Below are 20,119 nucleotides of genomic sequence, written 5' to 3'. Positions count from 1 at the left end.
GTATTCTGCTCTCGTCCCGTCATGTCCCGCAGCGGCGAGAGCGCAGAGGCACCCTCTGCTTTACGCCCGCACCGCGTCGGGGAGTGGCGGACCTAGCGATTCGCCTGCGGACGGATGCCCTTCTTGTAATTGGCGATCGCCGCCTTCAGGTCGCGATACTCCTTGCAGCCGAAGGTGCACAGCTGGTCGAGCCGAGCGAGATGCTCATCGGCGCGCTGCGGCTGATCGAGCATCAGATACGCCTCGCCGATGTATTCATGCGCACCCAGATGCTTGGGGTCGAGCGACAGCGCCTTCTGGTAGTACTGCAGCGAGGCGGCAGGATTGCCGGACTTGCGCGTGGCGAAGCCCATCAGATTGTAAGCCTCGGGGTTGTTGGGCTCGTTGGCGATCACGCGCTGCAGCCAGCCGATGGCGTTGGGATATTGCTTGGCTGCGATGGCCGCCTTGGCATTCTCGAAATCCGGATTGGCCGGCTTGGCCGGCGTGGAACGGTCCGAGCTGCCGCCGCCCATGTTGGCCGCAGCCGGCAAGGCAGCCACCGCCGAAAGGGCTGCCGCGAACGCCGCCACCGCGGCGACGCGCCGAATGCTCTGGAGCTTGTGGTGCATGCTTGCCTCCATCACGACCATGCTTGTCAACAGACCGATGGCCTGCATCGGTCCTTTTGGCGTCAGGCCGCCGCGAGCGTGAGGAACGACCCGGTGAACCCCGGCCCCAGCGCCGACATCAGATTTTGTCCGCGCAGGCCGCGCCGCAACGCGCGGTCGAGCACGAACATCACCGTCGCGGCCGACATGTTGCCGTAGTCGCGCAGCACCGCGCGCGCCTCGACCATGCCGCCGGTCTGCAGGCCGAACACGTCCTCCATGGCATCGAGCACCTTGGCACCGCCGGGATGGGCGATGAAGCCGTCGATGTCGGACAGAGTCATGCCGTGCCGCGCCAGATAGTCGTCGGCCGCCTGGCGCAGCTTCCCGCGCACCAATGTCGGTATGTCGCGCGAGAACAGCACCGTCAGGCCGTCCTCAGCGACATCCCAGCCCATCACGTCGAGCGTTCCCGGCCAGCGCTGCTCGCCGGCATGGAGGATGACGGGGTTGTCGTTGGCGATATCCTGCGCCCGCACCACGGCGGCGGCGGCGCCGTCTCCGAACAAGGCCGTGGCGATGATATTGGCCTTGCGACGATCGCCGCTGCGGAAGGTCAGCGTGCAGAGCTCAACCACCAGGAACAGGATGTTCGTGCCCGGCGTGGCGCGCGCGAGCCTGGCGGCCACGCCCAGCCCGGTGACGCCGCCGGCGCATCCCAACCCGAAGATCGGCAACCTGCCGATGTCGTCGCGCAAGGGCAGCCGCTCCATGAGCAGCGCGTCGAGGCTCGGCGTCGCCACGCCGGTGGAGCACACCGTGACGACCTGGTCGATCTCGCCAAGCGTCAGACCGGCGTCAGCCACCGCCTTTTGCGCGGCTTCTTCCAGCAAGGCCGGCGCATGCCGGAGGAACGCATCATTGCGCGTCTTCCAACCGATCGGCCGTTGATACCAATCGAGCGGCTCGCACAGATGCCGGCGATCAATGCCGGCGTGGAGGAACGCCGGCAGCAGGCGTTCCACGTCGACGCCGTTGGCGCCGAAATAATCGCCGGCGGCCGCCATGAGGTCACGCTGCGAGACGGCATGTGGCGGTGTGGCAGTGGCAAGCGACAGAAGGCGGACGATGGCAGCCATGGGTGCACGCGTTCAACGGACGACTGTACGATGCGAACGACAACGTTCGGATGTCACGTTGTCGGGAACGGGCACGTACCCAACGGGTTTCCCTCGTCCCATGTGGTGAACACCGGCGGGCCTCGATTTCTTCCCTGTCAAGGGAAGTGCGCGGTGTTGGCAGCAGCGGTGTACGCCCGGATAATCGAACGGCCGGAAAGGTGTCGATGATGTTGGGAATCCGACTTCTGGGTGAGATGGAAGTGTTGCGCGGCGCCGAGCGCGTGGAGCTGCCGCGCTCAAAAAAGACACGGGCGCTGCTGGCCTACCTCGCGACGACAGGCCGCGCGCACCGGCGCGAACGGCTATGCGAATTGCTGTGGGATGTGCCCGACGACCCGCGCGGCGCGCTGCGCTGGAGCCTAAGCCGCATCCGCGCGTTGACGCAGGACGGGGAAACGCCGCTCATTCATGCCGATCGCTCGGTCATACAATTCAACGTGAGCAGCGCCACGGTCGATCTCGTATCGCTGCGCGACAGTCTCGACAATATCGAGACCACGCCGATCGACCGGCTCAAGGACGCCGCCGCGGCGTTCCGCGGTGTGTTCCTGGAAGGCCTCGAGTTGCCCGAGTACCATGAGTTCCGCTCATGGTACGTCGCCGAGCGCGAGGATGCGCGTGCCCTGCACGTGCGGATCCTGTCGGCGCTCGTCGAACGCATGTCGGGCGAGGCGGCAATGCCGTATGCTCGCATCCTGGTGCAGATTGACCCACAGGACGAGCAGGCGTGGAGCCGCCTCGTCCGGCTGCTGGCGCAAGCCGGCCGGCAGCAGGAGGCACGCGAGCAGTACGAAACGGCCAACCGGGCGCTAAGACCGGTGGGCGGACCCAAGGGCCCGCTGCTCCAGGCCTGGCGCGAAGCCGGCATGGCGTCGCCCGCGCCGCGTCTCACCGAACCTCCGGGCAGTGAGCCGGCGCCGGCCGCACCGCCTGCTGCGCCGGCACGACCGCCTGCGCGCCAGGAGATTCGTTTCTGCATCGCCGACGACGGAGTGCGCATCGCCTACGCGACGGCGGGCCAGGGCACGCCGCTGGTCAAGCCCGCCAACTGGATGACGCATCTCGAATACGACTGGGAAAGTCCGGTCTGGCAGCACTGGATCCGTGAGCTGGTCCGCAATCACCGCCTGGTCCGCTATGACGAGCGCGCCAACGGCCTCTCCGACTGGGATGCACCGAACCTGACGTTCGATACCTTCGTGCGCGACCTGGAAGCGGTGGTCGATGCCGCCGGCCTGGAGCGCTTCGACATGCTGGGCGTATCGCAGGGATGCGCCATCGCGATCGCCTATGCCGTCAAGCACCCACAACGCGTCAGCCGCCTGGTGCTCTACGGCGGCTACACGCAGGGCTGGGCCTTGCGTGCACCCGAGGAGGCGGCACGCCGACGTGCGCTGGGTGTGCTCATGGAGCTGGGCTGGGGGCAGGACAATCCCGCGTTCCGGCAGGTGTTCACGTCGCTCTTCATCCCGGACGGCAGCAATGAGCAGATCCAGTGGTTCAACGATCTGCAGCGCATGACGATATCGCCGCGCAATGCCGTGCGCCTGAACGAGGTGTTCGGCGGCATCGACATCAGGCCGCTGATGGCGCAGGTCCGTGCGCCAACTTTGGTGCTGCATTGCCGGGACGACAACGTTGCGCCGTTCGCCGAGGGCCGGCTGATGGCGACGACCATTCCCGGCGCACGCTTCGTGCCGCTCGAAAGCCGCAACCACATCCTTCTGGAAGGTGAACCGGCATGGCAACGCTTCGTGACCGAGATGCGCGCCTTCCTGCATGACGAGCAGACATGACGACGACAAGCATGGGAATAGCGGGACACCGTGCGGGTTTGTGAACCGCCGGGTGGCCGTTGCGGCCACCTGGGTTCATCCCTGCCCCCATCGCGCGGAGCATCGCGTTGACCACGCCAGGCCGGCGCAAGGCGCGAAGCGGCGTTGACACGATGACATCGCCCTCGGCAGCGGATCCGCCCCGCACCCCGTTCTCCACCTGGAGCGGCTTCGCGGCCATGTGCCTGGGCATGTTCATGGCGATCCTCGACATCCAGGTCGTCGCCACGTCGTTGCCCAACATCCAGTCGGCGCTCTTGATCGCGCCCGACCGGATGAGCTGGATCCAGACCGCCTATCTCATCGCCGAGGTCATCGCGATCCCGCTCACGGGGTGGCTGACGCGCGTGCTCGGCATGCGCGGCCTGTTCGTGATCGCCGTGTCGGTTTTCACCGTGGCGTCCATCGGCTGTGCGACAAGCGGCGACTTCGCCGTGCTGGTCGCGTGGCGGACCGTGCAGGGCTTCGCGGGCGGCACGCTGATACCAGCCGTTTTCGCGGCCGTTTTCCTGCTTTTTCCGGCGCGCGGCCAGGCGCTGGCGACGACCGTCGCCGGCGTGATAGCCGTGCTGGCGCCGACGCTCGGCCCGATTGTCGGCGGCTGGATCACCGAGACCTATTCCTGGCACTGGCTGTTCCTGATCAACGTGGTGCCCGGTCTGATCGCAGCGCTGCTGGGCGCCGGCATGCTGCCTGCGGAACGCATCGATATCGACCATGTGCGCACGCTCGACGGCCCCTCGCTGCTGATGATGGCCTTGGCGCTGGCGGCGCTGGAGATCGCGCTGAAGGAGGCGCCATCCCGCGGCTGGACATCGCCGTGGGTGCTCGGCCTGCTCCTGCTATGCGCCGCCACGGGCGTGTCATTCGTGCGTCGCACCGTTCGTCGGCAGCGACCCGTCGTTGACCTGCGGGCGCTGGCCGACCGTGACTTCGCGATCGGCTGCTGGCTCAGCTTCGTGCTCGGCATGGGGCTCTACGGCTCGGTCTACCTGATGCCGGTCTTTCTCGGCTTCGTGCGCAACCATGGTCCCCTGGCGATCGGCGAGATCATGCTGGTGACCGGCGTCATGCAGCTGCTGACGGCGCCGCTGGCGGTGGCGCTGGAGCGGCGCGTTGACGCCCGCTGGCTGACGGCGGCGGGCTTCGTGCTGTTCGGGCTCGGGTTGGGGTTGAGCGCGTTCCAGACCTGGGAGTCGGATTTCGACGACATGTTCTGGCCGCAGGTGATCCGCGGCGGCGCCATCATGTTCTGCCTGCTGCCCCCGACCCGGCTGGCATTGGGCCACCTGCCGCCGGCGCGCGTGCCGGATGCCAGCGGCCTGTTCAACCTGATGCGCAACCTGGGCGGCGCCATCGGCCTGGCGCTGATCGACACCGCCATCTACGGCCGCGCCGCCGGGCATGCGCAGCATCTCCTGTCGCGCCTGTCAGCCGGCGATGTCGGCGCCGCCAGCTTCATCGGCGTGCCGGCCGAAGCCCTGGCCGGACGTGCGCCGGGTCCTATCGACGCGGCGAGCGAGGCCCTGCTGCGGCCGCTGATCGAGCGGGCCGGTTTCGTGGCCGCCGTGAACGATGCCTGGGCCATGCTGGCCATCATCACTGCCGCCGGCCTCCTTGTCCTGCCGTTCGCCAAACGGCGTCCTCCTGGCACATAAAATACAATACTATATTGTTATATTAATAAATATATCTCGAAAATTTCGGTGAATTGGATAATTTACAGCCCGACAGATGAAAAAGGGCTTTGCCGTGGCCGACCTCGACCCCAGAACCATCCTGCTGCTCGGCGGCCTCGCCATCGGGCTGGCTTTCGGCGCCATTGCGCGGTGGTCGGCGTTCTGCGTGCGCGGCGCGGCCGAGGACCTGGTCTCGACGCCCGATGCGCCCCGGCTGCGCGGCTATCTTCTCGCCGCGGCCGTGGCCCTGCTGGGGACCCAGGCGCTGATCGGCGCTGGCCTGCTGGATGTGGGCAAGACCCTCTACCTGCCGGCGCTGCTGCCGCTGGGCGGCGTGGTCCTGGGCGGCCTTGCCTTCGGAGTCGGCATGGTGCTGACGGGCGGCTGCGGCGCGCGGCTGCTGGTGCTGGCGGCGGGCGGCAACCTGCGCTCGCTGGTGAGCCTGATGGTGCTGGCCATCGCTGCCTACACCACCTTGCGCGGCCTGCTCGCCTTGCCGCGCCAAGCGTTCAGCGGCGCCACCGGGGTCGACCTCAAGGCCTTCGGCCTGGCCGACCAGAGCCTCACGGGGGTCGCCGCCAAGGTCTGGGGCGTCACGTCGACCTCGGCGCAGGCCCTCGTCGTGGCGGCCCTGGTGCTGCCGGCGCTGGCTTACGTCTTCCGCCGCCGCGTCGCGCCGCGGCACCTGATCGGCGGCGCGCTGATCGGCCTGCTGGTGCCCGCCGGGTTTGCCGTCACCGGCATCCTCGCGGCCGACGAGTTCAACCCGCTGCCGCCGGAAAGCATCACGGTCACCGGACCGCTCGCTCAGACCCTGGTGTACGGCCTCACCTACACCGGCGCGACGATGGATTTCGGCATCGCCTGGGTGCTGGGCATCTCCGTCGGCGCCGCCCTGGTCGCGGTGCTGCGCGGCGAGGCCAAGCTCCAGGGCTTCGAGGGCGCCGGCAACACGGCGCGCTACCTGGTGGGCGGCGTGCTGATGGGCGTCGGCGGCGTGCTGTCGATCGGCTGCACCATCGGCCAGGGGCTGACCGGCGTCTCGACGCTGTCGATCGGCTCGCTGCTGGCCATCACCGCGATCTTCGCCGGCGCGATCCTGGCGCTGAAGCGCCGCCAGATCGCCGCCGCCCTGCGGCAGCGGCTGGCCGGCCAGGCCGCCGACGCCGCCATCGGCGCGGCGTCGCGGTCCTGACGGCTTACGCCCTCAGCGCCAGTGACGGCGGATTCTTCAGGGTCTGATAGATGACGCAGTAGCGCTCGGTGAGCTTGTAGAGCGTCGCCAGCTGCTCCGGCGTGGCATCGGTATCGAGGTCGAACGACAGGCGGATGTCGCGGAAACCCACCGGCGCCGCCTTGTCGACCGCGAGCGTGCCGCGGAAATCGAGATCACCCTCGGCGCGCACCGTGCCCTTGCGGATGGCGACGCCCAGCGACGTGGCCACGGCCTTCAGGGTGACGCCAGCACAGGCCACCAGCGCCTCCAGCAGCATGTCGCCGGAGCATGCCTGCGAGCCGTCGCCGCCGGTCGCGGGATGCAGCCCGGCTTCGACCAGAGCGCGGCCCGTGTCGACCTTGCAGGCGATGGAGTCGGAATCGAGATCGCCGGCCGCCCGCAGCGTGATCACGGCGGCGCCCGGCTCCTGGCGATACTTGTCCTTGAGCGGAGCCTGGATGGAACGCAGTTGTTCGAGGTTCATGGCGCGGGACTCCTGGCTTTCGCGCAGCGGCTGATGGTGTGCAATCGCCGCCAGCATGCCGCCCTTTGCGCTACAGTGGAACCATAAAGGAGGAACCATCGATGACTCTGCTCGACTCGCCGATCGCGGGCATCACGCTCAAGACCACCACCGCCAACGGCATCACCATGCGCTACGCCGAAGCCGGCAGCGGGCCGCTGGTGCTGTTCTGCCATGGCTGGCCTGAGAGCTGGTATTCGTGGCGCCACCAGATCACCGCGCTCAGCGCCGCCGGCTTCCGCTGCGTGGCGCCCGACATGCGCGGCTATGGCGGCACTGACGCGCCGCCCGAGATCGAGCACTACACGCTGCTGCACATCGTGGGCGACATGGTCGAGCTGGTGAAGCAGCTGGGCGAGACCCAGGCCGTGATCGTGGGCCACGACTGGGGCGCGCCGGCGGCATGGAACAGCGCGATGCTGCGGCCCGACGTGTTCCGCGCCGTGGTCGGCATGAGCGTGCCGTGGACGCCGTCGGGCCATGTCGATCTGCTGTCGGCGCTGGCCAAGCTCGGCATCCGCAACTTCTACATCCAGTATTTCCAGAAGCCGGGTGTCGCCGAGGCCGAGCTGGAGCGCGACGTGCGCACGGCGCTGCGCCGCATCTACTTCACCGCCAGCGGCGAGATGAAGGAGCGCGGCAAGGGCTTCGCCCAGCTGCCGGAGGGCGGCGGCCTGCTCGACAACACCGTCGACCCGCCGGCGCTGCCGGCCTGGCTGAGCGAAGCCGACCTCGACTACTACACGGCCCAGTTCACGCGCACCGGCTTCCGCGGCGGGCTCAACTGGTATCGCAACCTGACGCGCAGCTGGTCGCTGTTCGGCCCCTGGCGCGGACTGCCGATCCGCCAGCCCTCGATGTTCATCGCCGGCAGCCGCGACGGCGTGCTGCGCTTCCCGGCGTCGCAGGCGCAGCTGGACGCCTATCCGCAGACGCTGCCGGGCCTGCGCGGCAGCCACATCCTCGACGGCGCCGGCCATTGGATCCAGGGCGAGCGGCCGGACGAGGTGAACCGGCTGCTGCTGGCGTTCCTCAAGGGCCTGTAGGCGTCGCGCGCCGGCGGGCGGTTGAATATTCGCACTCATCCGCAACATCCCGATTGCATTTTTTCCTGCGCGCCGGTCCGGAGTCTGCAAGGATCGACGCGCGGCGAAGCGTGCCGCGGCGATCCAGGGGGACTTCCGATGGGCAAGGACGACACGCAAGAACCGCTGCCGGCAGCGACGCGTCGCGACATCTTCCAGCTCTCGACGGCCGCAGCCGGCGTCGTCGCCGCGGTCGGTGCGGTCGGCGCCGTCGCCACCGCGCCGCGACCCGCCATCGCCCAGACGATCGACCCGTCCAAGAGCAAGCTGCAGGAGGTGCTGAAGCGCGGCAAGCTGATCGTCGGCACCGGCAGCACCAACCCGCCGTGGCACTTCGAAGACCGCAGCGGCAAGCTGGTCGGCATGGACATCGACCTGTCGCGGCTGCTGGCCAAGAACCTGTTCGATGACTACGAGAAGGTCGAGTACGTGATCCAGGGCTCGGACGCGCGCATCCCCAGCCTGGTGACCAACAAGGTCGACATCGTCGTGCAGTGGATGACGATCACGCCCGGCCGCGCGCAGCAGGTCGAGTTCACCCACCCCTACTACCGCGAAGGCGTCGGCCTGATGATGATGGCCGGCGGCAAGTACAAGACCTTCCAGGAGGTGAAGGCCGCCGGCAAGTCGGCCAAGGTCGGCGCCATGCAGAACGTCTTCATCGAGGAATGGGTCCACAAGGCGCTGCCCGAAGCCGGCGTCGACCAGTTCGACAGCCCGGATTCGACGTTGCAGGCGCTCAACGCGCGGCGCGTCGATGCCTACCTCGCCGACCAGTCGGCCATCCGCTGGCTGATGCAGCAGTTCCCCAACCGCTACGTCGAGGGCGGCTACGGCTGGATGCCCAACTCGTACGCCTCGGCGGTGCGGCCGGGCGACCCGATCTGGCTGAACTGGGTCAACACCGTCTACAAGGAAGCCATGATGGGCGTCGACTTCGACTACTTCGCGGCCTCCTACAAGAAGTGGTTCGGCATCGAGCTGACGACGCCCAAGGTGGGCTTCCCGCAGGAATTCGCCTGATCCGCCTCCCCAGCTCCGCTGGGGAGGTGCCCCGAAGGGGTGGAGGGGAGACAACGTGATCTTGGCAACTGAGACCACGTGGCGTCCCCCTCCGGCCTTCGGCCACCTCCCCCAACTTCGTTGGGGGAGACCTGCTTGACCTACCAGTTCAACTTCGACGTCATCTTCCGCAGCTTCGACAAGATGCTGGCCGGGTTGTGGCTGGGCCTGTGGCTGGCGGCGCTGTCGCTGGCCATCGGCACCGTCATCGGCCTGCTCGCCGCTTATGGGCGCCAGTCGCGGCTGGCGCCGCTGCGCGCGGTGGTGTGGACCTATGTCGAGATCATCCGCAACTGCCCGATCCTGCTGCTGATCTTCTTCGTCTATTTCGGGCTGCCGGAGCTCGGCATCTTCTTCCTGGGCAAGATCGAGAGCTTCGTGATCACGCTCTCGATCTATGCCGGCGCCTATCTGTGCGAGGTGTTCCGCGCCGGGCTGGCGTCGATGCCGGCGCGCTACGTCGAGGCGGCCAAGGCGATCGGCCTGCGGCCGGTGCAGCGGCAGGTCCATGTCGTGCTGCCGGTGATGTTCCGCATCACCCTGCCGGCGCTGTCGAACAACCTGATCTCGCTGTTCAAGGACACGTCGCTGGCCGCCGCCATCGCCATCCCCGAGCTGACGTTCGTCACGCGCCAGATCAACGCCAACACCTTCAGGGTCATGGAGTCGTGGCTGACGGCCAGCGCGCTCTACCTCGTGACCTGCTACGCCATCGCCTGGCTGCTGCGCCGGGTCGAGCGGCGCTACGCCGTGATCCGGTGAGCCATGTTCGAGCCAGGGTCCTTCCTCTACGAGGCCTGGGCGGCGCGCTACGGCCTGCTGGCCGGGCTGGCCACCACGGCGCGGCTGTCCGGGATCACCATCGTCATCGGCTCGCTGATCGGCATCCTGGGCGGCGTCGCGCTGAGCTACGGGCCATGGCCGGTGCGCCTGCTGCTGCGCGGCTATGTCGATGCCGTGCGCGGCATCCCGGTGCTGGTGCTGATCCTGTTCAGCTACTATGGGCTCGCCCTGCTGGGCATCCAGATCTCGCCCTTCACCGCCGGCGTGGTGGCGCTGGGCGGCTTCTGCGGCGCGCATATGTCCGAGACCGTGCGCGGCGCCATCGAGTCGATCCCGATCGGGCAGACCGAGGCCGGCAAGGCGATCGGGCTCACCTTCTGGCAGCGCCTGCGCTACGTGCTGCTGCCGCAGGCGATCCGCCGCCTGCTGCCGCCCTGGGTCAACACGGCAGTGGAGATGGTGAAGGGCACGACGCTGCTGTCGATCATCGGCGTCGTCGAGCTGCTGCTGGCGACGCAGCAGACGATCGCGCGCAACTATCTCGTGCTGCAGTTCTACTTCGCCGCTGGCATGCTCTACGTGCTGGTCAACTTCGCCATCTCGCAGCTGGGGGCGCTGATCGAGCGCCGCACCGCCCACTTCCGCTACTGACGGTTCCCCATGGCCCAGCCGCTGCTCCGCGCCATCGACGTCCACAAGCGCTTCGGCGCCACCGAGGTGCTGAAGGGCATCGACCTCGAGGTGCAGCAGGGCGAGGTGGTGGCCATCATCGGCGCCTCGGGGTCGGGCAAGACCACGTTCCTGCGCTGCATCAACCTGCTCGAGGAGTTCCACCAGGGCGAGATCCAGGTCGACGGCGAGCGCATCGGATACACCGAAGGCACGCATCGGCGGCTCGGCGAGACGGCCATCAGCGCCCAGCGCGCCAAGATCGGCATGGTGTTCCAGAGCTACAACCTGTTCCCGCACATGACGGCCGAGCAGAACGTGACCCTGGGCCTGATCAAGGTGCAGAAGCGCCCGAAGGCCGAGGCGGTCGAGACCGCACGGCGCTGGCTCGACCGCGTCGGCCTGTCGGAGCGGCGCGGCCACTACCCCTACCAGCTGTCCGGCGGCCAGCAGCAGCGCGTCGCCATCGCCCGCGCGGTGGCCATGGAGCCCAAGCTGGTGCTGTTCGACGAGGTGACCTCGGCGCTCGACCCCGAGCTGGTGGCCGAGGTGCTGGCCGTGATGCAGGACCTGGCGAAGAGCGGCATGACCATGCTGGTGGTCAGCCACGAGATGCTGTTCGTGCGCGAGGTCGCCACCCGGGTCGTCTTCATGGAGGGCGGCCGCATCGCCGAGCAAGGGCCGCCCGACGCCCTGCTGGTCAATCCCAAGTCGGAACGGCTGGCGACCTTCCTCGGCCGCTTCCACGGCGTGTTCCGCTGACGATCACGCGGCGGCCGTCCGCACCAGCGCCAGCGCCGGTGCCTGCGGCGCCGGCCGCTGCACCTCCTTGCGCGCGCGCCATTCGGTGGCCGGGTCGAGGTCGCCGAAGACCTGGACCTCGCCGCCGGCCAGCATCGCGATCGGCACGCCGGCGCGATAGAGCAACCGGTTGCCGGCCAGCGCCGCCAGCCTGGGGCCGGGCGTCAGGATGCCGGCCAGGTTGAGCGGGTCGGCGCCCGACACCGCGATCCAGTCGTCGGCCGCCGCCTGCCGGCGTATCTCGCGCAGCTTGCCGATGGCGTCGGGCAGCGCGAACTGCTCGCCGGTGAAGCCGGCCACGAAACGGCCGCCGCGGATGTCGCCGCGGCTCTCGAGCCGGCGATAGACGCGCAGCAGGTCGCGCCACGGCGGCAGCCACGCCGCCTCGCGCTCCAGCAGCCGCCAGAACACCACGCCGTAGCGGCGCAGCAGCACCTGGGCCACGTGCTCGACCGCCGCCGCATCGCCGCCCGCCTTGGCGGCCGCCGGCGGCGAGCGGCGCACCAGCGCCCAACGGCCGGCATCGTCCATGGTGGCGGCAGCGGCGCGGCGGTGGCGGCGTCCGCCGGCGCGCCGCTCGCTCGACGGCACCAGGAGCGCGCGCAGGCCGCCGAAGCTGTCGGACGTCACGAGACCCAGCGCCACCAGCTCGGCCAGCGCCTCCTCGACCTGCATGCGCAACAGCCCCGTGCCGTCGACCAGCTCGTCGAGGAACGAGGCGCCGTGCTGCCTGATGCAGTCCAGCACCGCCTGCGCCCGCGAGCCGGATGGTGCGACGTCGCCCAGCGGCGACAGCGCCGTCCACAGTGGCGCATGACGGCGCTCCAGCAGCGTGATCGGGGTCGCGCGCACCGGCACCGCGCGCCCCTCGCCGTTGCGCCCGTTGCGCGGCCGCAGGCGCAGCCAGGTCACCTGGCCGGCCAGGCAGCGCTCGTCGAGCCAGCCCGGCCGATAGTCGGCCACGCGCGCGCGCAGGATGTCGCTCTCCCAGGCGACGGCCGCCGCCTCGAAGCCTTCGAGCTGGGCCACGACCGGATCGAGCGCCTTGGCGCCCTGCATGCGCGCGTCGGGCGCCACGCGCTGCCAGGCGAACAGGAAGCGCAGGAAATCGCGCGCCGCCACCGGCTCGATCTCGGCGCGCAGCCGCTTGATGGTGTAGCGATGGATGCGCGACAGCAGCCGGCGCTCGCACCACTGCTCGGCGTTGACGCCGGGTGTGAAGCGGCCGCGCATGGCGAACCCTTCCGCCTCCAGGGCCAGCAGCGGCGCCGCCACGGCGGCCGGCTCCAGGCCCAGTGGCGATGCCAGCGCCTCCACAGCCACCGGCCCCAGCCCTTCCAGCCGGCCGCGCATGATCTCGACCAGGGCGGCGTCCGACGACAACGGGCCGTCGGCGCTGCGCGCCGGCGCCGCGATCTTCGGTTCCGTCTTCAGGCCGGGCCACAGCGCCTGGAACTGCGCCAGGCGTTCGGCCGCGATCCACAGCACCGAACCTGCGACGTCCAGGCGCGCCACGCGCTTCTGGCCGGCGAGAAGCTGCAGCCAGCCCTGCCAGCCGGGGCCTGCCATCACCTCGGCTTCGGTCAGGAAGCCCAGCCACACCAGCGCGTCGTGCAGCTCGTCGGCGTTGGCCGCCTCGGGCCACGCCTCGCCGCGCACGCGCGCGATCGCGTCCGGATCGAGGCGCCCGAGGCTGGACGCGTCCTCCGGCGACAGCCAGCGGCGCGCCATCACCGCCTGCGTGCGCCGCTCCTCCAGCGGGGCATCGTCGAGGAAGGCATAGGGCCGCGCCGACAGCACCTCCAGCGCCAGCGGCGAGGGATGCGTCAGATCGCATGCCACCACGCGCACGGCGCCTGACTCGATGCTCGCCAGCAGGCGCTCCAGCCCGTCGATATCCATCGCCTCGGTCAGGCAGTCGCCGATCGCCTGCTGCACCAGCGGATGATCGGGGATCTCGCGCTCGCCGGGCAGGTTCTCGGCGCAGGCGATCTGGTCGGGAAAGACCGCGCCCATGAGATCCTCGGCCGCCATGCGCGCCAGCTGCGGCGGCACTTTCTTGCCGCCGCGGAAGCGCGGCAGCGCCAGCGACACGCCGATGACCCAGCGCCAGCGGGTGGCGAACATCGGCGAGTCGAGGAGCGCCTCGGTCAGCACCGTCCTGACCGAGGCCGAATGCAGGTAGCGGGCGACCTCGTCGAGCGCGAAGCTGTGCGCCTCGGTGAGCGAGATCACGATGTTGTCCTCGGTCGCGGCCGCCTGGATCTCGAAATTGAACGTGCGGCAGAAGCGCTTGCGCAGCGCCAGCCCCCAGGCGCGGTTGATGTGGCTGCCGTAGGGCGTGTGCACCACCAGCTGCATGCCGCCGGCTTCGTCGAAGAAGCGTTCCAGCACGATGGTGTCGCGCGTCGGCAGGCAGCCCAGGGCCAGCAGGCCTGCGTTGAGATACTCGACGAGCTGCTCGGCGGCCGCCGTGATCATGACGCAGTCGTTCGTCAGCCAGCGCAGCGCGCCGTCGCCCGTCGGGTCGCGGCGCAGATGGCGGGCGATGTCGGCGCGCAGCCGTGACACCGCCTCGGAAAGCTCGTCGCTGCGGCCCGGCGCCTCGCCGAGCCAGAACGGGATGTTGGGCGCCTGGCCGTGCGCATCCTCGACACGCACGGTGCCGCGCTCGACACGCTGGATGCGGTAGCTCTTGTTGCCGAGCTGGAAGATGTCGCCGGCCATGCTCTCGACGGCGAAATCCTCGTTCACGCTGCCGATGATGTGGCTCTCCGGCTCCAGCAGCACCTGGTAGTCGGCATTGTCGGGAATGGTGCCGCCGGCGGTCAGCGCCGTCAGCCGCGCGCCGCGCCGGCCGCGCAGCAGATGATTGACGGCGTCGTGGTGGATCAGCGCGCCGCGCCGGCCGTTGCGGGTGCTGAAGCCGTCGGCCAGCATGTGCACGGTGGTCGTGAAATCGTCGCGCGCCAGGTCGCGATAGGGCCAGGCTTGGCGCAGCACGGCATAGAGGTCGTCCTCGCCCCAGTCGCGGGCCGCGACCTCGGCCACGATCTGCTGCGCCAGCACGTCCATCGGCCGCTCGGGGATCGTCAGCCGATCGAGCTCGCCGCGGCGCACGGCCTCGAGCAGGGCGGCGCACTCCACCAGCTCGTCGCGCGAGAGCGGGAACAGCCGGCCCTTGGGCGTGCCGTCGATGGCGTGGCCGGAGCGGCCGACGCGCTGCAGGAAGCTGGCGATCGAGCGCGGCGAACCGATCTGGCAGACGAGGTCGACCTCGCCGATATCGATGCCCAGCTCCAGCGAGGCGGTGGCGACCAGCGCCTTCAGCTTGCCGTGCTTGAGCCGCTGCTCGGCATCGAAGCGCTGCTCCTTGGCGAGGCTGCCGTGATGGGCCGTGACATGCGCCTCGCCGATCAGGTCGGACAGGTGGCGCGTCACCCGCTCCGCCAGGCGGCGCGTGTTCACGAAGATCAGCGTCGTGCGATGCTGCCCGATCAGCGCCGCCAGGCGACGGTAGACCTGCTCCCACACCTCCATCGACATCACCGCGTCGAGCGGCGAGTCGGGCACCTCCAGCGCCAGGTCGCGGTCGCGGCGATGGCCCGAATCGATGATCTCGCAGGCGCGGTCCGTGCCGATGCCCATCAGGAAGCGCGCCACCGCCTCGATGGGCTTCTGCGTCGCCGACAGGCCGATGCGCAGCAGCCGGCGGCCGCACAAGGCATTGAGGCGCTCCAGCGACAGCGCCAGGTGGGTGCCGCGCTTGTTGGGCGCCACGGCGTGGATCTCGTCGACGATCACGCTGCGGGTGGTGGCCAGCATCCGTCGGCCGGATTCCGAGCCCAGCAGGATGTAGAGCGACTCGGGCGTGGTCACCACGATGTGCGGCGGGCGGCGGCCCATGCGCTGGCGCTCGCCGGCGGGCGTGTCGCCGGTGCGCACCCAGGTCCGGATCTCGACCTCCGGCAGGCCGCGCACCTGCAGCGCCTGGCGGATGCCGGCCAGCGGCGCTTCCAGGTTGGCGCGGATGTCGTTCGACAACGCCTTGAGCGGCGACACGTAGACGACCTGGGTCGTGTCCGGCAGCCCGCCATCGAGCCCCTGGCGCACCAGGTCGTCGATCGCGGCCATGAAGGCGGCCAGCGTCTTGCCCGAGCCGGTGGGCGCCGCGATCAGCACATCGCGGCCTGATTTGATCGCCGGCCACGCCTGGGCCTGGGCGGCCGTCGGCGCGCTGAAGCGGTCAGCGAACCAGGCAGCGACCGCGGGATGGAACAACGACGTGGCGCTCACGGGATCGACACCAGGACCGAAGGACGAAAGTGAGAGGCTCATGCCCCGAGGGATTACTCCCACGGCCGGGCATTCGCGTCCATTTTCTCGATTTGTTCCATCAAATGGGCCTCCTCGACGCCACGATCAACCTGCCCCTGGGCGCCTCGTGTTCCGGTGCCGCCACGCGAACCGGCCTGCGCGGTTTCTGCAATTGGCTGGGAGAGAAAACGTTCAATTATTACAGTGGCTTAGACATCATAATTTGCGGCGCCGCAAAGTTGCGGAGTTTGCGCTGAAATTCACCGTCCCCGCACCTCGCCGAGACTCCCATCCGTCACGCTGAAGCATATACTGTTCTTACTTAAAGAACAAGGATAATCCGGTAGAGGCACGACTGTCATCCCGAACGCATCGAGGGATCCAGGCGCCATCCCTAGATCCCTCGATGCGCTCGGGATGACAGCTGCATCAGCCCCGCGATTCCGGGTGCTAGCCGCCGATGTGGTTCTTGAAGCTGATCAGCACGCTCTTCCAGATGTTGAAATTGCTCTCGAAGCCCTGCGCCAGGTCGGACCCGTCGGGGTCGACATCCATCTTCAGCCGCACCTCGCCCTTGCCGTCGGTCGATGCGAAGGCCCAGCGCTTCTTGTCGTTCCACTCGTTGATCTTCTCCAAGGGCACCGGCTGCCTGAACGTGAAGGTCGTAAAGAACTGGTAGTCGCGGCAATTGGCCTGGGCGTTCTTGCAGCCGTAGAAATAGATCTCGTAGTTGAGGCCCTCGATCTTGCCCGCGATGCGCGGGTAGCTGGGATCGCTCTTGAGGTCGCCGGGATAGCCCCAGCCCTTGAGCAGGCGAAGCACATCCTGCGGCGAGAACCCTGAATTGTCGACCAGGCCGAGGTTCTGAGCCGCGACGGGGGCTCCCAGCATCGGCACGCAGGCCATGACGCTCATGCCGATCACGGACGCGCGCAACGCGCGCCGCCCCGCTGCCATCACCTCGAAGACGGCCATCTTGCTGTCCTTCATCGCTGCCCCCGGCTGCCACGATCGCGGCCTGATGATGATCCACGGAAGCTGACGTCAATCATTCGGCAGATCGTCGTCGCCCATCTGCCGATGTCTACGCAAGCAGGTGAGCCGGTCCTCGACGCACCGGCCATCCCGAGCACAGCGAGGATGACCGTAGCCGGCACGAGAGCCCTGCGCTCAGTCTTCGACCTCGATCCCGTTATCGGCACACCATTCGCGCAGCGCCCTTTCCTGAGCCTTGGACTCAAAGTCGTGCCAGCGGTCGAGCATCCGCTCACGTGCCAGGAAGTTCTTGAACTGGCCATAGGCGCCGCGCCGGCTGAAGATGCTCCGGACGTGGTCATAGTCGTCGGGCATGAACGCGCGCACGAACTCGAACACCAGCGGCGTGCCCAGATCGAGATCTCTCTTGGTGGGAATGGCGATGTACTTCGTGGTGTCGCCGATATCGTCGGGCAATGCCTCCTCGGGATTGTCCAACTCGGAGTCGCTATAGTGGATTTTGCCTGTCTGGCGGCACAGGAAGGCCTCGCTCCCGCCCATGCTGCCATCAGAGCTGGCGATTTCCAGAGCCATATCCAAGTCGATGAATTTGACTACCATGGATGTTGACCGGGCAGGTCTGCCTGCCCGACTCCCATACCTATCAGCCCGCCCTTGACTTACGCGATGCTCGTCCAGGCAAACTTGTACGCGTCGCCTGACCCTTGAAGTCGGGCGGCAACTCGTCACCAGGCATCGGCGGGTTGTCTACACCAGCACGCGCCAAGATCTTCAGGGCTTTAGCAGTGCTGCCGCGCGACGCCCGCTCACGAAAGAAAGCTGCTGTACGCAGGGCAGCCACCTTTTCGGCGACGGCCACATTGATGAGCTGGTTCAATGCCACGCCTTCCTCGACTGCTGCCCGTCGGGCTTCATCGAGGAGCCCCGGCTGAAGACGCAGGGCAAAATTGCTTCGACGCATGACCTACCTCCAGCTGCCCACTACGTCGCCCGGCCTGCAAATACGGATGCCGAAACGTTCGGCAGGCGCAAAGTGACGGATGTTGAACGTCACCAAGCGATCAGCTCGACCATTGACCGCCGCTTCCAGCACAAGCTCGTCGCCGGCATCAATCAACTGCGGACGCCACCTATACACCACCTCGACCGGCACCACGACGTTAGCGAGACCGTCAAGGATGTCATCGACCTCCGCCACCGACATGCCTACGGCGCGCAAGTGCTGAGGGCGTCTCAGAACCGCCTCGTATTCAAGGAACAAGGCCGTCGTCGCGAGAAGCGTGACGCGTTCGCGCAAAACACCCACAAGCAGTTTTCTCGACGCCCCCAGCTCGCTGCGCACCGCCGCCACAAGCACATCGGTGTCAAGCACAAGCCGCATCACGTATTTTGCGATATTGCGAGCAATATTGCAAGAAGGCCCTCAACCATGGGCGGACATGTTTCGGGGGAATTGCGGAGACGCAACATATGGGCAGTGCCACCGCACCGCCCATATGCCTACGTCGTCAGCCGTCCGCTGGCGCCGCCGGCAGGTAGATCTCGCTGCCGGCCTCGCGGAACTTCGCCGACATGTCGCCCATGCCCTTGGCGGCGTACTCCCGCACTTCCTGCGTGATCTTCATCGAGCAGAATTTCGGGCCGCACATGGAGCAGAAATGCGCCGTCTTGGCGCCTTCGGCCGGCAGGGTCTGGTCGTGGAACTGCTCGGCCGTCGCCGGATCGAGCGACAGGTTGAACTGGTCGCGCCAGCGGAACTCGAAGCGGGCGCGGCTCAGCGCATCGTCGCGGATGCGCGCCGCCGGATGGCCCTTGGCGAGGTCGGCGGCGTGGGCGGCGATCTTGTAGGTGACGACGCCGACCTTCACGTCGTCGCGGTCGGGCAGGCCCAGATGCTCCTTGGGCGTGACGTAGCAGAGCATCGCCGTGCCGAACCAGCCGATCATGGCCGCGCCGATGCCCGACGTGATGTGGTCGTAGCCGGGCGCGATGTCGGTGACCAGCGGGCCCAGCGTGTAGAACGGCGCCTCGCCGCAGGCCTCGAGCTGCTTCTCCATGTTGACCTTGATCTTGTGCATGGGCACGTGGCCCGGGCCCTCGATCATCACCTGCACGTTGTGCCTCCAGGCGATCCGAGTGAGCTCGCCCAGGGTCTCCAGCTCGGCGAACTGCGCGGCATCGTTGGCGTCGGCGGTGGAGCCCGGCCGCAGCCCGTCGCCCAGCGAGAAGCTGACGTCGTAGGCGCGCATGATCTCGCAGATCTCCTCGAAGCGCTCGTAGAGGAAGCTCTCGCGATGATGCGCCAGGCACCACTTGGCCATGATCGAGCCGCCGCGGCTGACGATGCCGGTGACGCGCCGGGCCGTGAGCGGGATGTAGGGCAGCCGCACGCCGGCATGGATGGTGAAGTAGTCGACCCCCTGCTCGGCCTGCTCGATCAAGGTGTCGCGGAAGATCTCCCAGGTGAGATCCTCGGCCTTGCCGTCGACCTTCTCCAGCGCCTGATAGATCGGCACGGTGCCGATCGGCACGGGTGCGTTGCGGATGATCCATTCACGCGTGGTGTGGATGTCGCGGCCGGTCGACAGGTCCATCACCGTGTCGGCGCCCCAGCGGATCGCCCACACCATCTTCTCGACCTCCTCGCCGATCGATGAGGCCACAGCCGAGTTGCCGATATTGGCGTTGATCTTCACCAGGAAGTTGCGGCCGATGATCATCGGCTCCGACTCCGGATGGTTGATGTTGGCCGGGATGATGGCGCGGCCGCGCGCCACCTCGTCGCGCACGAACTCGGGCGTCACGTGCTCGGGGATCGCCGCCCCGAAGCCTTCGCCGTCGGCGACATTGCGCCGCGCCTCCTCGAGCGCCCGCGCCCGGCCGAGATTCTCGCGGATGGCAATGAACTCCATCTCCGGCGTGACGATGCCGCGCCGCGCATACTCGAGCTGCGTCACCGCCTGTCCCGATTTGGCCCGCAGCGGCCGGCGCGCCAACCCGGGGAACGCATCGCGAGACGGCGTCTCGCCGCGGCGCCGGCCGTCATCTTCCGGCTTCCAGGTGCGGCCGTCATATTCCTCGACGTCGCCGCGGGCCAGCACCCAGGGCCGGCGCAACGGCGCCAGCCCAGTGCTGATGTCGATGCGCGCCGCCGGGTCGGTATAGGGGCCGGAGCTGTCGTAGACGCGCACCGGCGGCTCGCCGGCGCCCGGCGTCAGGTCGACCTCGCGCAACGGCACGCGAAGATCGGGATGGTGGACGCCCGCGACATGGATCTTGCGCGACGCGGGCAACGGGCCGGTCGAGACGGTGGTCGTCGATTGAGGGGAAAGCGAGTCGGGCATGCTGGTCTCCTGCACGGCGCCGGTGGTGATCCAGGTCG

At 68.2% G+C, this 20,119-nt stretch carries 17 protein-coding genes; 8 read left to right on the top strand and 9 right to left on the bottom strand.

Annotated elements, in window-relative coordinates:
* Nucleotides 1–92: 92 nt before the first annotated feature.
* Nucleotides 93–611, bottom strand: coding sequence for a tetratricopeptide repeat protein (locus tag FHP25_RS30465; RefSeq protein WP_178133897.1), 519 nt, complete (start codon nucleotides 609–611; stop codon nucleotides 93–95).
* Nucleotides 612–673: 62 nt separating this feature from the next.
* Nucleotides 674–1,729, bottom strand: a complete 1,056-nt coding sequence (locus tag FHP25_RS30460; protein ID WP_147850757.1) for a type III polyketide synthase — start codon at nucleotides 1,727–1,729, stop codon at nucleotides 674–676.
* A gap of 2 nt (nucleotides 1,730–1,731) precedes the next feature.
* Between FHP25_RS30460 and FHP25_RS30455 the strand changes: the two genes are divergently transcribed.
* The 3 genes from FHP25_RS30455 to FHP25_RS30445 all read left to right on the top strand — a co-directional run bounded on the left by FHP25_RS30455 (nucleotide 1,732) and on the right by FHP25_RS30445 (nucleotide 6,480).
* Nucleotides 1,732–3,567, top strand: a complete 1,836-nt coding sequence (locus FHP25_RS30455; RefSeq protein WP_147850756.1) for an alpha/beta fold hydrolase — start codon at nucleotides 1,732–1,734, stop codon at nucleotides 3,565–3,567.
* A gap of 152 nt (nucleotides 3,568–3,719) precedes the next feature.
* Nucleotides 3,720–5,264 (top strand): DHA2 family efflux MFS transporter permease subunit, encoded by a 1,545-nt coding sequence (locus tag FHP25_RS30450; RefSeq protein ID WP_147850755.1) that lies wholly within the window; start codon nucleotides 3,720–3,722, stop codon nucleotides 5,262–5,264.
* Between the two features lie 76 nt (nucleotides 5,265–5,340).
* A complete protein-coding gene (locus FHP25_RS30445) occupies nucleotides 5,341–6,480 on the top strand; it encodes a YeeE/YedE family protein (RefSeq protein WP_147850754.1) in 1,140 nt (379 codons plus the stop codon).
* A 4-nt stretch (nucleotides 6,481–6,484) separates the two neighbouring features.
* Here FHP25_RS30445 and FHP25_RS30440 read toward each other — a convergent pair whose 3' ends face one another.
* Nucleotides 6,485–6,985, bottom strand: a complete 501-nt coding sequence (locus tag FHP25_RS30440; protein WP_147850753.1) for an OsmC family protein — start codon at nucleotides 6,983–6,985, stop codon at nucleotides 6,485–6,487.
* Between the two features lie 101 nt (nucleotides 6,986–7,086).
* On the opposite strand from FHP25_RS30440, the gene FHP25_RS30435 reads away from it, so the two are divergent.
* From FHP25_RS30435 to FHP25_RS30415, 5 genes are all read left to right on the top strand, one after another.
* The gene (locus FHP25_RS30435; protein WP_147850752.1) at nucleotides 7,087–8,070 is read left to right on the top strand and encodes an alpha/beta fold hydrolase; all 984 of its coding nucleotides are present in this window, start codon (nucleotides 7,087–7,089) and stop codon (nucleotides 8,068–8,070) included.
* Between the two features lie 138 nt (nucleotides 8,071–8,208).
* Nucleotides 8,209–9,132 (top strand): transporter substrate-binding domain-containing protein, encoded by a 924-nt coding sequence (locus FHP25_RS30430; protein WP_147850751.1) that lies wholly within the window; start codon nucleotides 8,209–8,211, stop codon nucleotides 9,130–9,132.
* Nucleotides 9,133–9,267: 135 nt separating this feature from the next.
* Nucleotides 9,268–9,933: an amino acid ABC transporter permease gene (locus FHP25_RS30425; RefSeq protein WP_231712533.1), complete on the top strand. Its 666-nt coding sequence runs from the start codon at nucleotides 9,268–9,270 to the stop codon at nucleotides 9,931–9,933.
* A 3-nt stretch (nucleotides 9,934–9,936) separates the two neighbouring features.
* Nucleotides 9,937–10,605 (top strand): amino acid ABC transporter permease, encoded by a 669-nt coding sequence (locus FHP25_RS30420; RefSeq protein ID WP_147850750.1) that lies wholly within the window; start codon nucleotides 9,937–9,939, stop codon nucleotides 10,603–10,605.
* A gap of 9 nt (nucleotides 10,606–10,614) precedes the next feature.
* Entirely contained in the window at nucleotides 10,615–11,385 is a 771-nt protein-coding gene (locus FHP25_RS30415; RefSeq protein ID WP_147850749.1) for an amino acid ABC transporter ATP-binding protein, read from the top strand.
* Between the two features lie 3 nt (nucleotides 11,386–11,388).
* On the opposite strand, the gene FHP25_RS30410 is transcribed toward FHP25_RS30415, so the two are convergent.
* The 6 genes from FHP25_RS30410 to thiC form a co-directional block, all read right to left on the bottom strand.
* A complete protein-coding gene (locus FHP25_RS30410) occupies nucleotides 11,389–15,762 on the bottom strand; it encodes a DEAD/DEAH box helicase (protein WP_147850748.1) in 4,374 nt (1,457 codons plus the stop codon).
* Between the two features lie 429 nt (nucleotides 15,763–16,191).
* On the bottom strand, nucleotides 16,192–16,731 hold the full coding sequence (locus tag FHP25_RS30405) for a YbjN domain-containing protein (RefSeq protein ID WP_147850747.1): 540 nt from the start codon (nucleotides 16,729–16,731) through the stop codon (nucleotides 16,192–16,194).
* 180 nt (nucleotides 16,732–16,911) lie between these two features.
* Nucleotides 16,912–17,337 (bottom strand): hypothetical protein, encoded by a 426-nt coding sequence (locus tag FHP25_RS30400; protein WP_147850746.1) that lies wholly within the window; start codon nucleotides 17,335–17,337, stop codon nucleotides 16,912–16,914.
* 43 nt (nucleotides 17,338–17,380) lie between these two features.
* Entirely contained in the window at nucleotides 17,381–17,698 is a 318-nt protein-coding gene (locus tag FHP25_RS30395; protein ID WP_218578716.1) for a hypothetical protein, read from the bottom strand.
* Nucleotides 17,699–17,701: 3 nt separating this feature from the next.
* Entirely contained in the window at nucleotides 17,702–18,118 is a 417-nt protein-coding gene (locus tag FHP25_RS30390; RefSeq protein WP_147850745.1) for a putative toxin-antitoxin system toxin component, PIN family, read from the bottom strand.
* Nucleotides 18,119–18,245: 127 nt separating this feature from the next.
* Nucleotides 18,246–20,081: a phosphomethylpyrimidine synthase ThiC gene (gene thiC / locus FHP25_RS30385; RefSeq protein WP_147850744.1), complete on the bottom strand. Its 1,836-nt coding sequence runs from the start codon at nucleotides 20,079–20,081 to the stop codon at nucleotides 18,246–18,248.
* Between the last annotated feature and the right edge of the window lie 38 nt (nucleotides 20,082–20,119).

The organism is Vineibacter terrae, from assembly GCF_008039615.1.
Classification (GTDB): Bacteria; Pseudomonadota; Alphaproteobacteria; order Reyranellales; family Reyranellaceae; genus Vineibacter; species Vineibacter terrae.
Note: the sequence above shows the minus strand (reverse complement) of the source record. Positions and strands in the feature narration are given on the sequence as shown.

What these genes read in the sequence shown, in the direction of transcription:
- FHP25_RS30405 (WP_147850747.1), bottom strand. Translation starts at nt 16,731, where the DNA reads ATGAAGGACAGCAAGATGGCCGTCTTCGAGGTGATGGCAGCGGGGCGG.
- FHP25_RS30410 (WP_147850748.1), bottom strand. Translation starts at nt 15,762, where the DNA reads ATGAGCCTCTCACTTTCGTCCTTCGGTCCTGGTGTCGATCCCGTGAGC.
- FHP25_RS30465 (WP_178133897.1), bottom strand. Translation starts at nt 611, where the DNA reads ATGCACCACAAGCTCCAGAGCATTCGGCGCGTCGCCGCGGTGGCGGCG.
- FHP25_RS30395 (WP_218578716.1), bottom strand. Translation starts at nt 17,698, where the DNA reads ATGCGTCGAAGCAATTTTGCCCTGCGTCTTCAGCCGGGGCTCCTCGAT.
- FHP25_RS30430 (WP_147850751.1), top strand. Translation starts at nt 8,209, where the DNA reads ATGGGCAAGGACGACACGCAAGAACCGCTGCCGGCAGCGACGCGTCGC.
- thiC (WP_147850744.1), bottom strand. Translation starts at nt 20,081, where the DNA reads ATGCCCGACTCGCTTTCCCCTCAATCGACGACCACCGTCTCGACCGGC.
- FHP25_RS30445 (WP_147850754.1), top strand. Translation starts at nt 5,341, where the DNA reads ATGAAAAAGGGCTTTGCCGTGGCCGACCTCGACCCCAGAACCATCCTG.
- FHP25_RS30415 (WP_147850749.1), top strand. Translation starts at nt 10,615, where the DNA reads ATGGCCCAGCCGCTGCTCCGCGCCATCGACGTCCACAAGCGCTTCGGC.
- FHP25_RS30390 (WP_147850745.1), bottom strand. Translation starts at nt 18,118, where the DNA reads ATGCGGCTTGTGCTTGACACCGATGTGCTTGTGGCGGCGGTGCGCAGC.
- FHP25_RS30400 (WP_147850746.1), bottom strand. Translation starts at nt 17,337, where the DNA reads ATGGTAGTCAAATTCATCGACTTGGATATGGCTCTGGAAATCGCCAGC.
- FHP25_RS30440 (WP_147850753.1), bottom strand. Translation starts at nt 6,985, where the DNA reads ATGAACCTCGAACAACTGCGTTCCATCCAGGCTCCGCTCAAGGACAAG.
- FHP25_RS30420 (WP_147850750.1), top strand. Translation starts at nt 9,937, where the DNA reads ATGTTCGAGCCAGGGTCCTTCCTCTACGAGGCCTGGGCGGCGCGCTAC.
- FHP25_RS30450 (WP_147850755.1), top strand. Translation starts at nt 3,720, where the DNA reads ATGACATCGCCCTCGGCAGCGGATCCGCCCCGCACCCCGTTCTCCACC.
- FHP25_RS30460 (WP_147850757.1), bottom strand. Translation starts at nt 1,729, where the DNA reads ATGGCTGCCATCGTCCGCCTTCTGTCGCTTGCCACTGCCACACCGCCA.
- FHP25_RS30435 (WP_147850752.1), top strand. Translation starts at nt 7,087, where the DNA reads ATGACTCTGCTCGACTCGCCGATCGCGGGCATCACGCTCAAGACCACC.